Below are 14,748 nucleotides of genomic sequence, written 5' to 3' on the forward strand. Positions count from 1 at the left end.
TTCTACAACTAAATTATATCGTGTTTAAAAATACAACCTTACTTCAAGTAATTGGGCAACAATTCTTCTGGGAAGGATTGGTAACTGATCGGCCTTGCCCATCTTTTGATGGAATGGACGCCCACTGCAGTGAACCTCGAATCCGTGGATGCCGGATAGGGTCCACCATGTTGCATGGACGGACACACCTCGACCCCAGTGGGAACACCGTTGTAAATGATGCGGCCTACCCTATTTTGGAGCACATCGACCAAGGTAGCCAAATCCAAATCATCATCTTTTTCCGCAATCAAGGTTCCGGTCAACTGGCCTTCCAAGTTTTCGATGACCTGAAGGAGTTCTTCCTCATCCTTGCACTGTACCACCAATGAAAAAGGTCCAAAAACCTCTTTGTGCATTTTGGGGTTGTTCAAAAAATCGGCCCCTGAAACCGTGGCAACTTCCGCTGGGGCATCATTGACCTGTACATCTTCACTTCTTTTGGCCATACTTTCCACACCTTTTTGCGATGTCACCTCCTCGCCATTTTTCTCGTACCCCCTTTTTATATTGGGGTGCAACATGCACTGTGGTGAAATGGCCACGGTCTTTTCAGCCAATGTTTCGACAAAGTTTTGTGTATTGGCGTCCTTGATGGTCAGCAATAATCCCGGATTGGTACAAAACTGCCCTGTTCCCAATGTAATGGAATCCGCATAGGTTTGGGCGATTTCATCGGCCCTTCGGGAAATGGCCTTGGGGGTGATGACCACGGGGTTGATACTCCCCATTTCCGCAAATACTGGGATGGGTTCCTCTCGCTGGGATGCCAAATTGAACAGTGCCCGACCTCCATTGATACTTCCGGTAAACCCTACTGCCTTTACCTTGGGATGATTGACCAAGTTCACGCCTACGTCCACACCTCCGTTGACACAGGAAAATACCCCATTGGGCATTCCAGTCTCTTGGGCCGCCTTGACAATGGCCGAAGCCACCAATTCCGAGGTGCCCGCATGCATGGGATGCGACTTTACGATTACCGGGCAACCAGCTGCCAAGGCACTTGCGGTGTCCCCTCCTGCCGTGGAATAGGCCAACGGAAAGTTGCTCGCCCCAAATACGGCCACAGGCCCCATGGGGATCAAGGTTTTTCTTAAATCCACTTTGGGAATGGGCTTTCGGTCCGGCTCGGCCGCATCAAATGTATTTTCCCGCCAATCGTCCTGGGCCACCAACTCGGCAAAAGACCTTAACTGAAAAACGGTGCGTCCACGCTCACCTTTGGCTCTTCCTTCGGGAAGTCCGGTTTCGGAGGTATATCTTTCCACCAATTCTTCATCCAACTCCAAAATATGATCCGCAATGGCATTCAAGAACGCCGCCCGTTGTTTTCCTGGAATCTTTCTGTAGGTCTTGAAAGCGTTCCAAGCCAATTCAGCGGCCATATCCACTTCCTCAGTGGTGGCTTCCACAAAAGTTGAAGGATTTTCCGTATTCAATTTTGGGTTCAAGGTCGTGAATTTCACATCCCCTTTCCCACTCAAGTTGTTTCCAATGTAGTTTTTGCCTGTAATCATTATGCGTTGCTACTGAGATTTTTATAATCGGGCAATACCGGTCTATTCTTTAAGCCTGTTTCAATGATTTTCAACACCCGCTGCCTTTCCCCACCCTGCAAAGGTAGTCTGGGGAGCCTCACATTCTCCGTCCCTATGCCCGTGGCCACCTCGGCCAATTTAATATTCTGTACCAATTGCGGACTGATGTCCAGTTCCAGCAAGGGCATAAACCATCTATAAATTTCAAGTGCCTCGTTGATTCTTCCCGCCTTTACCAATTCGTAAATGGCTACCGTTTCAGCTGGAAAGGCACAGACCAGACCGGCCACCCAGCCATCGGCCCCTATAGCCAGACTTTCCAGACCCAACGTATCCACTCCCGTGAACACTTTTACGCGGTCCCCAAAGCGGTTCTGCAATCGGATGATATTGGTAATATCCCTTGTTGATTCCTTTATCGCTTGGATATTGCTGCATTCCAGCAAATCTTCCAACATATCCAAAGTTACCTCAATTTTATAATCCACAGGGTTGTTGTAGAGCATTATGGGCAACGAAGTATTGTTGGCAATGGCCTTGAAATAGGTCACCGTTTCAAAATCGGTGGCCCTGTACCTCATGGGAGGTAACACCATGAGTCCGTCTGCACCGGCTTTTTCTGCTTGTTGCGCCATGGCTATGGCATCCTTGGTGCTTTGCTCCGCCACGTTCATGACCACAGGTATTTTTCCGTTCGCTATGGCCAGAGAGGTCTTGATCAGGGTTTCTTTCTCATCTGGTCCAAGGGTACTGGCTTCCCCTAAGGTACCTCCCAAGATGATTCCGTGGACCCCTGCCTCCATCTGTGCCTTGATATTCTTTTCGAACATGTCAAGATCCAATTGGTCATTGGCGGTGAACTTTGTGGTAACTGCCGGCATTACGCCTTTCCATTGTAGCATAACGATATGTTTTAATCACAAATTTAGAAGAGACAGGCCCAATCCTCGGTCTGAAAATTATCCAATTCCAATATTATATTATCCTATAAAAATATTTTATATGTATTTTATGATGATTTTTGTATCATTCTTATGAAAGTACTTCCTTTTAAAATACCCAAACCCAAAGATGAAGCCTTGGTCTACCAAGAAGATCGGGAAAAGGTGTTTTATGACCAACTCCACCAACATGCAGAGATCCAGATAAGCTATATTGAAAAGGGAGAAGGCACCCTCATTGTTGGGGATTCCATCAACGAATACAAGGCCAACGACATCTTGGTCATTGGGAGTTACGTTCCCCATGTTTTCCGCAGTGACACCCATACCACGAATACATCAGTCATGCGCACGCTTTTTTTCAACCGAGGTTCTTTTGGAAAGGATTTTTTTGACCTTCCGGACCTTTCCGCCACCCACCTTTTCTTTCAACAATCGGTCTACGGAATGAAAGTGGTCTCCCCAAAAGAAAATAGCATTGCTCTTTTTAAGCAGTTACGGCAACAGAACAAAATGGAACGGATTGCCTCCCTACTTATGATCATTAGTCAGATAACAAAGTCCCATACCCAACCTCTTTCGTCATTTGTGTACAACAAGGCTTTTTCGGACGATGAGGGAAAACGCATGAACAAGGTATTCGATCACGTCATGGAACACTACCATGAACACATCACCCTCCAAGACATTTCGGAAAAGGCCCACATGAGCAAGAATGCCTTTTGCAAGTATTTTAAAAAGCGTACCAACAAGACTTTCTTTCAATTTTTGATTGAAATACGGATAGAGAATGCCAGCAAACGTATCATCGGGCAACCCGAAGTCCCCATTTCTTTGGTTTCTGAACAGTGTGGGTTTAGCAACTTGGCCAATTTCAATAGAAAATTCAAAGAACTGAAAGGCTGCACTCCCACCCAATACAGGGCCCAATTTCAATAGAAAAGGACCCAAACCAAAATGGTCGGGTCCTTTTCATGAACATAAATAACAACCCTACCAAATAGTTATGATTTCCTCACGCCGCATTTTGCTGCCTTTGGGAATATCAAAAGCTTTGATGAATTCCTCGAAATTGGAGAGCGCCCCGTTGGCCCGGTAAAAACCAGGGGAATGCGTATCTGTTTTCACTAAGTTTTCCAAGGACTTATCCCGATACTTACCTCTCCACATTTTGGCATAGGCAAGAAAAAATCGCTGCTCATCCGTTAGTCCATTGATGACTTGGGCGCCTTTTTCGGCCTGATTGATCTTCATGGCTTCAAAGGCAATGGCCAAGCCTCCCAAGTCGCCAATATTCTCACCCAAGGTGAGCTTGCCGTTCACGTGGATGGAATCCAACACCACGTAGGCATCGTATTGCTCTTCTATCTTCTTGGCCCTTGCCTCAAACCGTTCCCTATCCTCTGGAGTCCACCAAGATTTCAGGTTTCCATCGGCATCGTACAGGCTGCCATTGTCATCAAATCCATGGGTAATCTCATGGCCAATGATAACCCCTGCTGAGCCATAATTGGTAGCATCATCGGCTTCATAATCAAAAAATGGCGGGTTAAGAATCCCTGCAGGAAAGACAATTTCATTCCGATAGGCAGAAAAATACGCATTGACCGTGGGTGGGGTCATGCCCCATGCATTGGGGTCAACCTCATCCCCCAAACGGTTCAATTGCCTTAAATAGTCATGCTCCCTCAATCGGATTACGTTGCCAAAGTAATCATCGGCCTTGATGTCCACCGCAGTATAATCCAACCATTCATCAGGATATCCTATTTTCACCCCCATTTTATCCAGTTTATGGCGGGCCTGGATCTTGGTCTCTTCGGTCATCCACGTATATCGGTTTATCCGCTGATGGAACGCTTGCTTCAAATTATCAATGAGTCCGATCATTTTGTCCTTGTTCCGCTTTGGAAAGTATTTTTCCACGAAAAGTTTGCCCAAGGGTTGACCCAAATTTATGTCTGTAGAGTTCTGTGCCAGTTGCCAACGTGGAAACTCTTCCTCCACCCCATTCAATGTGGTTTGGTAAAAAGCAAAGCTTCGATCTCGGATGGCATTGTTCAACATGGGGGTTGTTCCCCGAATCACCTTCCATTGCATATACGTTTTCCAATCCGCAATGGAAAAATCATCCAACATCCGGTCGAACATGGCTAAAAACTCGGGTTGGTTCACGATGACATAATCCACTTCCTTCTTCAACCCCAAATCCTTAAAATACTTAGGCCAATCCACATTGAAGGTAAGCTGGTTGAGCTCGGCCATGGTCTTTTTGTTATAGTTCCTTTCCGAATCCCGAAGTTGGACCGGACTTCTATGGATTTGGGCCATCCGGGTTTCCATTTCGAAGATTTTTTGGGCCGCTTCCCGTTCCTTGCCTTGGTGTAATTGCAGCATTTTGAAGATATCCGTCATCAATTCCAGGTATTTGTCCCGAAACTCCTGATACTGAGGATTGTCTTCCAAGTAGTACGCCCTATTGCCCAGACTCAAGCCAGACTGACTCAGGTAAAGGGCATACACGGAACTGTTCTTGGCATCCAGAACGGTGTAGGTGCCAATGGGTGCCTGAATACCTTTGGTATATAGCTGTGCGGTCAGTGCTAAATAATCCTCTTTGGTGGTGATTTGTTCCACTTTGTCCAAGTACGCTTTAAGGGGGTTCAACCCCAAATTCTCCAATCGTACCGTATCCATACAGCTGGCATAGAAATCGGTCACCATTTGCTCCGTTGACCCCTTTTCATAGGACGTATTGCTCTCTGTAAGCTCTTTAAAAATCCCTTTGATTCGGTCCTGATTTTCAAAATAGACCTCATGAAAGCTGCCCCAAGAGCCATAGGCCGCTGGAATTTCCGTGCTGTCCAACCATTGGTGGTTCACGTAGGTGTAGAAGTCGTCTTGGAGCTGTTGTTTCCCCTGTGCAAAGGCCATGGTTGTGGCCGTTAAAGCCAAAACTGCCATCATCCTGTTTTTCATATGTTCGTTTTTTGAGTTGTTGCTATGCTTTCTTTCCGATGTCAATCCCAAACAAATTTCCATGAGCCATCCTCTTGGCGCTTCCAAACGGTATGAAACACCCCTTTGGCCTCAGCTGGATTGCCTTCGGCATCCTCATAGGAAAATGTATAATACCCAAAGGTGTAGCCCAGGTCCCCGGATTTGGAGACTTCGATAAATTCGGGTTTCCAAGCCAGTCCTTTGGAGGTTTGGTTCTGCATAAAATCGGCAATACCCTGCTTGCTCTCAATGAGTTGATTATTTCTCATGAGAACCGCATCTTCGGCGGCGTAGGCCACAAAGGCCTTGTTCATGCCTTCTTCCTTGGCCATTTTGGCGAAGGCAGCTTCGGTATCGGCTATTTGTTGTTTCCACGTCTCCAAAACTTGGGGAAGTGGCTCTTGGGTCTGGCCACATGCCATAAGCAGTACTAGGACCAAAACACTGCATACGTTGACTATTTTCATCACTTCAAATTTTAGTGGTTTGGGTTCCAATTGGGCTGGGCCTTTTTCCCGTTTACGGAATACGTATTGACCGCCTCCAAATCGGTTCCATTTTTATATCGATATTCAAATCTATGAACTCCTATTTGAGTATTGTTGACCGGGTTTTCATCGGCATCCAAATAGCTACGCTCCACCAACCTTCCTTCTTGATCAAAATGGTTTTCTTCCATGGCATAACCGCCCGACCCATTGACCATTTTGCCTTCTAGATTATGATAAAAGCCACGGACAGGTCGCCCTTTGGAATCAAATTGGGTCTTATATTCGTGAATCTTATTCGCGCCGAGTCCTATGAGGTTTCCTTCTTTGTCAAAGAAAGACCTTGTGGCCAAAAACCTCCCATCCGCATCATAAGTGGTTTTGATAATGCCAATACCACTGTTGGAATTACTTGGTCTATCTTCCGTATCACGAAAAGTCCGTTCCACTTCATTGCCATGTTCATCAAAACGATATACCACTTTGTGCACTCCCCAATTGGTAAGTTGTGGTTCATTGTTTTCATCAATAAAAGTGGCTTCCTGTTCCGAAAAAAAATCGGAAGGGATATAGACTATTTTGGCAATATTGGTCATAGCCCGTGTTAATCTACCATCCCCATCGTAGTTGGACCATTCCGTAAGTTGTCCGTGGGCATTGTATCCAACTTTGGTAGTGACCACATTTGCCTCATCGGGCGTGGGGGTCTTGCCTTCTTTTCCAAAATTGGTCATTTGGGCCAGTAGACCATGTGTATTATAGGAGAACAGGGTCACAAAGTATTGGAACTCTGGGCGGTTTCGCACTACCTCATCCCTGATATTATAGCGCCATTCCATCACATCGCCATCGGATTGGGTCTCCCAAACATATTTGGCAATGCCGAAATCGTTTTCAATGATGTCCCCTGCAATATTGTAGAAAGCCAGGCCAATTCTCTTCCCTTCCTCATTCAGGGCAAACCTTGTTTCGTACACATTTCCTGAAACCAAGGTTCGGTGACCAAACTCGTTGTAAAATGTTCGAATTTCCTCATTTTCTTGATAGTCAATTTTGATTTTGGGTGCCCGTACAAATCGGTCCGAAAATGGAACCAGTTTACCATTGAGCACATAGCGACACTCTACCAACCTTCCCTCTTCATCATAATCCAATTCAAAATGTTTTTTGTTGTCCACATCATGCTTCTCCATCTTTTTGGTTCCTCTGATATCGGCAAAAGGGGTTTCCCTAAATACAATACCCATGGCATATTGGGTGTGTTGAGCAGTTACCTTCAGCCCAAAACTCAATAGCATCAATACTGCCAAGATTAGGTTTGTTGCCTTTTTCATTCAGTTCCCTTTTTATGGTTTGATATGATCATAAAGCCAATCGATAAGTGAGTTTCATCAAGAAAATGTTCTCCGGTTTTTGCCCAAAAATGCCCGATTCCAATCCGCGGGTCAAACTCTCTGATGGGTCCATGAAGTTGGATATCCCCTGGGACCAGACCAAAAACAGTTCCGATCCCGGGATATACTCCCAACGTATCACCAAGTTGGACCGAAACTCCACCAAGGAAAAATCAGGGTCATCGAAACGGTAATCCACAGTGCCGTCCAAATTTTCATCCACCACATACATTCCCGTATCCGACTGCTTGGTTATCTGTCCCTCTTCCAGCAATTGATAGCGATCAAAAAGGCTTTCAGCCACCGGATTGGTAATGTAATTGAAATGGGAATACCGCCCCCTTGCTATAAAAGGTTGCCCATAATATTGAATGGTGAGGTTGGGATTTATGGTGTAATTCACCCGAATGGCCGCGCTCAATGTTTTATTGTCTATTTCCGAAGTAATGTATCTGGGCATCCCATTGAATTGGGTTTCCGTGACATACTGGGTCTTATGGGGGTATCTGGCATACTGTGGACTAAAGGATACGCTCAACGCATTGGAGGGCTGATAGGTAATCCCGCCCGTAAATTCAAAAATGGTAAAGTGACCTTGCTTGCCTTCCGAATAGAGCATATCGGTACTAAACCGTAGTTTTTTTCGCAAATCGGTATTGGCAATGAACCAGACAAAATTTTCCCGTGAGAGCTTGAATCGTGGACCACCCTGCAAATGCGCCGTACGATAATTGATGGGAATATGGCCCCCACCCACATCAAAGCCCCAGTTATTCAAAAAAGTGCCATCGGCCCCAAATTGGTATTGCATGCGATTGCGGTTCCCCTCAAAATCAAAACTGTTGAAGTAATTAAAATTGGCCCCAACTCTCCTAAACTTTCCCATCTGACGGGTAGATTCGTAGGCCACCGTATTGTATTGTCGGAACTCATCGGTCTGACGCAAAAATCCAATATCGTTGATCTCGAGCTCCGGAGATTTCCAGAAAGCGCCAATGGTATAGCGCAAATTGCCCCCGCCCACTTTTCCATACTCCAATTTCCCACCGGTTCCCGCCAAGGAGGTTCGGGTGGAATCCACCTCCACATGACCCGCATCGGTACGTTGGAACAAATGGGTCAAGGTATTTTGGGTCGCGGCAATAGCCTCCCCGCTCCCCTTTACCTTACTAAAAATGGAATAGCCCATGAGGTAGTAGTTACGATTGTTCCATTGGTGTTTAAAGTCCAACCCACCCGAATAGGCGTCGGTATGCAAAAAATTGAGTTGGTCGGGGACATCAAACCTATTGGTGGCGGTGACAATACCCCCTATGTACGAATTGTTGTTGTTAAAGTCTTTTTGCAATCGACCCACAAAATAATTGGTGAGTGGTTCCACCAATTCCTCGCTTCGCTCCCCATTCGTATCGATTTTGGCATATTCCTTGGCCGTTAAGCTCTCCATAACCCCTATGGACCATCCTTCCTTGGTCTTTCCCGAAAATTTGGCCGCACCCAGGATGGTGGTGTTTCCCGGTCGGTCCACATACTGGTCACCAGTAACATTGGGGTACCCTTGTGGGGTCCTTCCTATACGCCTCGAATAAAATAGATTGTCCGAGGCATGTGAAAATCTGTAATCAAAAATGTTCTTGTTCTCCACGAAGAAAGGGCGCCGTTCCTGAAAAAATATCTGAAACCCATCCAAGGCAATGGCCGATGGGTCTGCCTCCACTTGTCCAAAATCAGGGTTCACGGTCAAATCCAACGTAAGGTCGTTGGTCACCCCAATCTTGGCATCCACTCCCCCGTTCAATTTAAAATCGTTGCCATCCCTAAAGGGATTTCCCTCTTCCTTTTCATAGGTTTTTAGCTGCGTTACCGTAAAAGGCTGTATTTCCAACTGATTTTGAGGGGTAAGGTTTTTTAATCCATGGAGCTCCCCAAACTCACTCACCCAGCCCGGGGCATCTTGGGGAATGCGTTGCCAAACGGAGCGCTCCTCATTTCTGAAATAACGCCGTAAAACCTGGAGCCCCCAAACCTGCTCCTTATCTGCATTAAACCGCAGTTGGCTCAATGGAATTCGTATTTCGGCAGTCCAACCCTCATCATCTATCCGGGTTTTAGTTACCCAAATGGGGTTCCAACTGCTGTCCCAATCTTCCCCGTTGTTAGAGATAAATTCATCCCCCCGTACCCCAGCCACGGTTGCCGTAAAGGAAAATGCAGTTCTAAGATCATGATAACTGTCAATCTCCACTTCCACCCAATCGCCATCAAAGGTATCCCTACGGCCCATGCGCCGAACAATACTGTCCGGCGCCGCATCAAAGGCCCGTATGCCGAAATAAATGTATTTGGCATCGTAAATGATCTTAAACTTGGTTTGAAAGCTAGGTGGGGTATTTTCATCAGGTCTCACCTCGATAAAATCACCGCCCCACCCCACAAGATCCCAAACAGGGTCATCCATGGTCCCATCTATAACCGGTGTTCTTCCATCTTCAATGGCCATGGTGGTATATTTCTTTTTTTCAATGATCTGGGCTTCCAAGACCTGGATAGAGGCCAGCAAAAGAGCTGGCCACAAAAAAATCTTTCCCATGTGATTGTTTTACGCACCAGCCCGCATTGACTTCAATCCTTATGGATTGTTTTTGATATAGGTGATGACTGTCGCTTTTTGATTGATTTGATTGACATTTCCGGCTAAATTTAACTGATGCCCCCTTCCAACTTTCCAAAAAGAATTGGGTGTCTGTTATTTTGATATGAATACACAAGTATCTGATTTGAAATGCCCTTATCCTGAAATGGAAAGGCCAATTTTCAGTTTTCGTACCCCAATTGTTTCCTATTTTCGCCTAAATTGCATCGATGGCATATAGGGTAATCATTGTAGATGACGAATTGTTGGCCCGTAAACGGATTGTCGAATTGTTGGGCACAAGGAAGGAATTCCTGATTGAGGCAGAATGCGCCAATGGGGAAGAAGCCATTGAACAGATCAACACTCTGGCCCCCGACGTGCTTTTTTTGGATGTGGAACTGAAAGATCTTACCGGTTTTGATGTACTCCAAAGCCTTTCCCTCCAGAGCATCCCGCTTATTGTTTTTATCACCGCTTATGATAGTTATGCCATCCAGGCCTTTAACAACTATGCGTTGGATTTTCTGCTAAAGCCCTTCAAAAACCACCGCTTTTTTGAAACCTTGGACCGTATAGAGGAACGAATGAAACTCAACAACTACGGGACCGACATGAAGCAATTTTTGTTGGATATCCAAGGAAATCTTGGAAACCCGCCAAACACCATGGCTTCACGGTTTCCCATTCGCGAGAACAACCGAACGGTTTTTTTGAACAAGGACCGCATCAAATATATCTGTGCTTCCAGCTATTATTCGGATATCCACAGCATTGAGAAGAAATATACGGTTAGGGATTCGCTCAAGAACCTAATGGTACAGTTGAACACTTCCAATTTTGTACGGATCCACCGATCTACGATCATCAATGTGGACCATATGTTGGAGTTGGTGCATTCGGATTACAATGAAATGGATGTTCGGATGCAAGATCAGGAACTGTTCCGGATCAGTAAATCCTATAAAAAGGATTTTCTAAAAAAATTGGGGTTGGCACCATGAAGAAGCTTTTGAAGAAATACGGGGAAAGGCCTTTGATCATCTATTTGGTGGCCTTTTACACTTTTATTGCCCTTGTGGATTTTATGCGGAGCTTTTACTTTTTGTACAGTGGCCCAAGACGGGTCACCAACGATTTTACCGGGCTGGTTTTGGTCAGTGTTGTTGATTGGGCCTTTGTAATCCTTTTTATGTGCTCCGTTTCCTTGCTCACCAAATACCTTCTGATGAAACGGGTGTCTTGGACAAAGATCATCCCATTGCACATTGTGTTGAGTATTTTACAAAGTTACCTTGTTGGGTTTATCTCACCTTTGTTGCTCACTTACGAACTGATAACCATTGAACTTGGCTTTTTTGAAAAGGTCACCCATACCTTTTTGTTCAATGTGACCACCAATATCTTGCTTTACAGTTCCATGATCTTGATCATCTATGCCTATTTCTATCTGCAACAGGTAAAAAATCAGGAGATACGAAACAAGGTTCTGGAGAACAGTCTGATCAAGTTCAAGCTCAAAACCTTGGAAAGTCAGCTCAATCCCCACTTTCTGTTCAATACCCTGAACAGTATTTCCAGCCTTATCCCAAAAAATCCGGATACTGCCCAGGACATGGTGGCCGATATCAGTTTTCTATTACGAAAGTTCCTGAGTATCGATGACAAAAATTTCATCACCATTCGCGAAGAACTGGAAATCCTGGAGTACTACACCAATATTTTAAAGCAGCGTTTTCAAGAGGACCTGGTCATCACACAGGAGGTTGAGGAGTCCATTCTGCATAAACAGATTCCCCGACTGTTGATACAGCCTATCATCGAAAATTCCATCAAGCATGGATTCTCACAGGAAAACAAAAAATTGAACATACACCTGTCCATTCAGGAAAAGGAAGGCTCCATTTTGTTGTCCGTGGAAAACAACGGAAAAAAAATCCCCAAATATCCCATCTACTCCAACAGTGGTATCGGTATCATCAACATCAAGGAACGGCTACAGGCACTGTACCACGGAAAATCCGATTTTTATTTTGAAAATATGTCCCACGGAGTAAAGACGGTGATCACCATTCCCATGGCATAGAACGTTCAATGCATTTTTTTGGGGATTCACATCAAATATCTATGCAACAGATTCTATTTTATCCAATTACGTTTAGAAAATCCGAGTTTAGCAACAGTTTTCAAAACAATGGTTTTGTTTGATGATTTATGCTAAAGCCAACTTAAATAGTTGGCTTTAGTTCTTATAGCTACTGAAGTATGGTTAAAAAAATAGGGGTACTGCTATTTCTTGCAGTCGTAGGGCAAGCATTTGCACAAACTTCGTTCAAGGGAAAAATAGTGGATTCCAATAATGGCGCCATTGCCTTTGCCAATGTAGTGGCCATGAGCAAGTCTGATTCCACCTTGTTAAAAGGTGCCATCACCGATATGGACGGGTTGTTCAACATCGATATACGCCAACCACAGAACAGTTATTTATCCATTTCCTACGTAGGTTTTCAGACCAAAACCGTAACTGATCTGTCCAACACCAATTTGGGGAACATCACTTTGGAAGACCAGACCCAAGCGCTTGAAGAAGTTGCCGTGGTAGGTCAAAAACCCTTTATCCAAAAAGAACAGGACAAGCTGGTACTCAACATCGAGAACAGTATCGTGAACACGGGAAACTCCACCATGGAGTTGTTGGAAAAAGCACCAGGGGTCATCATAGATCAAGATGATGTCATCTCCCTCAGTGGCCGTACCGGAGTGCGAATCTATATGGATGGCAAGGATACCCGTTTACAAGGGGAACAACTGGCCAATTTGTTGCGGAGCCTGCCTTCGTCCAATATTGAGAAAATAGAGATTATTACCAATCCCTCGGTTCGTTATGAGGCACAGGGCAACGCCGGAATCATCAACATCGTCACCAAAAAAGGGAAACTGTACGGCACCAATGGAAGCCTTACCCTAAGCCCGGGGTACGGACGTTATTTTCGTTGGAACAGCGCCATGGACTTTAACCATCGGACTGAAAAATTGAACCTCTACGGTCAATATTCCTATACCGATCGCAATCAATACCAAGAAATTGTCATTGATCGGATATTTTTGGATGGGGACCAGCCACAAGGGTATTACGACCTTCAAAATGATTTTGAACTGCCCCTGAAAACGCATACCGGAAGGTTAGGGTTGGACTACACAGTAAGCGAGAAAACCACACTCGGGGTTTTGTTCACCGGACTCAACAATAATACCAAAAACATTTCCACCAGCAACGTATTAGGGTACAACACGGACTGGGATCTAATTTCGGAGGAGAATACCGCTACGGATATCGCCTCCGAATGGAACCAGTTTACGGCCAACCTCAACGCCAGACACAACTTTGGGAACAAAAGTGTCCTCAATTTCAATTTTGACCATGCCCGTTACAGCAATTGGTCCGACCAAAAGTTTGTGTCCAATTTCGACTTTTTTGAAAGTAATACCACTGCGCAGGACATTCTTTTGGGGGACGTGGATGGCTTCCTTAACCTTACTGGGATCACTGTGGATTATGAACTCCCATTAAAAAATGGGGACCGATTTGAAGCCGGTTGGAAAAACACTTGGGTGAAATCAGACAATGACCTGGCCTATGTAAACGAGAACAACGGGGTCACCACCCCAAACACCAACCTTAGCAACCATTTCATCTATGATGAAGATATTTACGCGGGTTATGTAAGCTACAATATCAACCGTGAAAAATGGAATGCACAAGTGGGGCTACGCGCCGAAAATACCTCAGTTATTGGCAACCAGATCACCACCAACACGGTCAATACAATGGATTATTTGAACCTGTTTCCCACAGCTTCCTACAACTATACGTTTAACGAAAAGCATACTTTGGGTGTATCGGCGGGTAGGCGTATTGACCGCCCCGGTTATGGTCAGCTCAATCCCTTCCGAACCTTTGTGAACACCAACACCTACCGTGAGGGAAATCCCTATCTTCAACCCCAGTTCACATGGGTGAGTGAGGTCAATTATACCTTTAAGCAGCGTTACTACTTTGCCTTCAATGTGGGCATCACGGAAGACCATTTGACCATGGCCATCATTCGTGATGGAGACCAAGAGGTCGTCATTGTGCGTCCGATCAACATCGATAGACTCAAGAGCTATTCCTTTGTGGCCAGTCTTCCCATACAGTTCAGCAATTGGTGGCAGAGCAATTGGAACCTCAACGCATCCATCAATGATTTTGATGGGGAAATCAACGGGTTCAATTTTGATCGTAGCAATCCTGTGGTAAGCCTCAACACCAACCATAGTTTTGGCTTAGGGAACGGCTACCGATTGCAGGCCGGGGCGTTTTATCTCTTCCCGCACTATGGAAGCATTACGCGAGCAGAGACCATTTCGTCCTATTCTGTGGGGCTCCAAAAAAACCTGTTCAAGGATGCCATGACCCTACGGTTCAACATCAACGATATTTTCTGGAATCAATATCCTACCGGAAGAACAGCTTTTGGCAATTTGGACGATTCCTTCACCAGCTACCGGGATACCCGCTATGCCACGCTTTCCATTTCGTGGCGATTTGGAAAACAATCGGTACAGCCCGTTCGTAGAAGACAGTCCGAAATCCAACAGGAAATGGACCGAGCTCGACAACAAAACGAAGGGTAGCCCGAAATTTCCGCTTGGGGTTTGCTTTAAAAAAGT

10 protein-coding genes are annotated in these 14,748 nt (G+C 45.3%); 4 read left to right on the top strand and 6 right to left on the bottom strand.

All coding sequences use genetic code 11. The features are described from left to right. Positions 1-38: 38 nt before the first annotated feature. On the bottom strand, positions 39-1,559 hold the full coding sequence (locus DN53_RS04495) for an aldehyde dehydrogenase (NADP(+)) (RefSeq protein WP_129653188.1): 1,521 nt from the start codon (positions 1,557-1,559) through the stop codon (positions 39-41). Continuing rightward, positions 1,559-2,482 (bottom strand): dihydrodipicolinate synthase family protein, encoded by a 924-nt coding sequence (locus DN53_RS04500; protein WP_129653189.1) that lies wholly within the window; start codon positions 2,480-2,482, stop codon positions 1,559-1,561. The genes DN53_RS04495 and DN53_RS04500 overlap by 1 nt, the downstream gene beginning before the upstream one ends. A 132-nt stretch (positions 2,483-2,614) precedes the next feature. On the opposite strand from DN53_RS04500, the gene DN53_RS04505 reads away from it, so the two are divergent. After that, positions 2,615-3,460 (top strand): AraC family transcriptional regulator, encoded by an 846-nt coding sequence (locus DN53_RS04505; protein ID WP_129653190.1) that lies wholly within the window; start codon positions 2,615-2,617, stop codon positions 3,458-3,460. 54 nt (positions 3,461-3,514) lie between these two features. On the opposite strand, the gene DN53_RS04510 is transcribed toward DN53_RS04505, so the two are convergent. The 4 genes from DN53_RS04510 to DN53_RS04525 are packed head-to-tail and all read right to left on the bottom strand — an operon-like array spanning position 3,515 to position 9,993. Beyond that, entirely contained in the window at positions 3,515-5,500 is a 1,986-nt protein-coding gene (locus DN53_RS04510) for a M13 family metallopeptidase (RefSeq protein WP_165357276.1), read from the bottom strand. Positions 5,501-5,541: 41 nt separating this feature from the next. Next, entirely contained in the window at positions 5,542-5,988 is a 447-nt protein-coding gene (locus tag DN53_RS04515; RefSeq protein ID WP_129653192.1) for a YybH family protein, read from the bottom strand. A gap of 11 nt (positions 5,989-5,999) precedes the next feature. Further along, positions 6,000-7,343: a hypothetical protein gene (locus tag DN53_RS04520; protein ID WP_129653193.1), complete on the bottom strand. Its 1,344-nt coding sequence runs from the start codon at positions 7,341-7,343 to the stop codon at positions 6,000-6,002. 28 nt (positions 7,344-7,371) lie between these two features. Next, positions 7,372-9,993 carry a DUF5916 domain-containing protein gene (locus tag DN53_RS04525; RefSeq protein ID WP_129653194.1) on the bottom strand — a complete coding sequence of 874 codons (2,622 nt, stop codon included), beginning with the start codon at positions 9,991-9,993 and terminating at the stop codon, positions 7,372-7,374. A gap of 272 nt (positions 9,994-10,265) precedes the next feature. Between DN53_RS04525 and DN53_RS04530 the strand changes: the two genes are divergently transcribed. From DN53_RS04530 to DN53_RS04540, 3 genes are all read left to right on the top strand, one after another. After that, positions 10,266-11,039: a LytR/AlgR family response regulator transcription factor gene (locus DN53_RS04530; protein WP_129653195.1), complete on the top strand. Its 774-nt coding sequence runs from the start codon at positions 10,266-10,268 to the stop codon at positions 11,037-11,039. Beyond that, positions 11,036-12,121, top strand: coding sequence for a sensor histidine kinase (locus DN53_RS04535; RefSeq protein ID WP_129653196.1), 1,086 nt, complete (start codon positions 11,036-11,038; stop codon positions 12,119-12,121). The genes DN53_RS04530 and DN53_RS04535 overlap by 4 nt, the downstream gene beginning before the upstream one ends. 179 nt (positions 12,122-12,300) lie before the next feature. Beyond that, positions 12,301-14,712 (top strand): outer membrane beta-barrel protein, encoded by a 2,412-nt coding sequence (locus DN53_RS04540; RefSeq protein ID WP_129653197.1) that lies wholly within the window; start codon positions 12,301-12,303, stop codon positions 14,710-14,712. Positions 14,713-14,748 lie beyond the last annotated feature (36 nt).

The organism is Flagellimonas olearia (genome assembly GCF_004150225.1).
GTDB lineage: Bacteria > Bacteroidota > Bacteroidia > Flavobacteriales > Flavobacteriaceae > Flagellimonas > Flagellimonas olearia.

Excerpts from the sequence above, each read along its gene's own strand:
- DN53_RS04495 (WP_129653188.1), bottom strand. The coding sequence starts at position 1,559 with ATGATTACAGGCAAAAACTACATTGGAAACAACTTGAGTGGGAAAGGG.
- DN53_RS04500 (WP_129653189.1), bottom strand. The coding sequence starts at position 2,482 with ATGCTACAATGGAAAGGCGTAATGCCGGCAGTTACCACAAAGTTCACC.
- DN53_RS04505 (WP_129653190.1), top strand. The coding sequence starts at position 2,615 with ATGAAAGTACTTCCTTTTAAAATACCCAAACCCAAAGATGAAGCCTTG.
- DN53_RS04510 (WP_165357276.1), bottom strand. The coding sequence starts at position 5,500 with ATGAAAAACAGGATGATGGCAGTTTTGGCTTTAACGGCCACAACCATG.
- DN53_RS04515 (WP_129653192.1), bottom strand. The coding sequence starts at position 5,988 with ATGAAAATAGTCAACGTATGCAGTGTTTTGGTCCTAGTACTGCTTATG.
- DN53_RS04520 (WP_129653193.1), bottom strand. The coding sequence starts at position 7,343 with ATGAAAAAGGCAACAAACCTAATCTTGGCAGTATTGATGCTATTGAGT.
- DN53_RS04525 (WP_129653194.1), bottom strand. The coding sequence starts at position 9,993 with ATGGGAAAGATTTTTTTGTGGCCAGCTCTTTTGCTGGCCTCTATCCAG.
- DN53_RS04530 (WP_129653195.1), top strand. The coding sequence starts at position 10,266 with ATGGCATATAGGGTAATCATTGTAGATGACGAATTGTTGGCCCGTAAA.
- DN53_RS04535 (WP_129653196.1), top strand. The coding sequence starts at position 11,036 with ATGAAGAAGCTTTTGAAGAAATACGGGGAAAGGCCTTTGATCATCTAT.
- DN53_RS04540 (WP_129653197.1), top strand. The coding sequence starts at position 12,301 with ATGGTTAAAAAAATAGGGGTACTGCTATTTCTTGCAGTCGTAGGGCAA.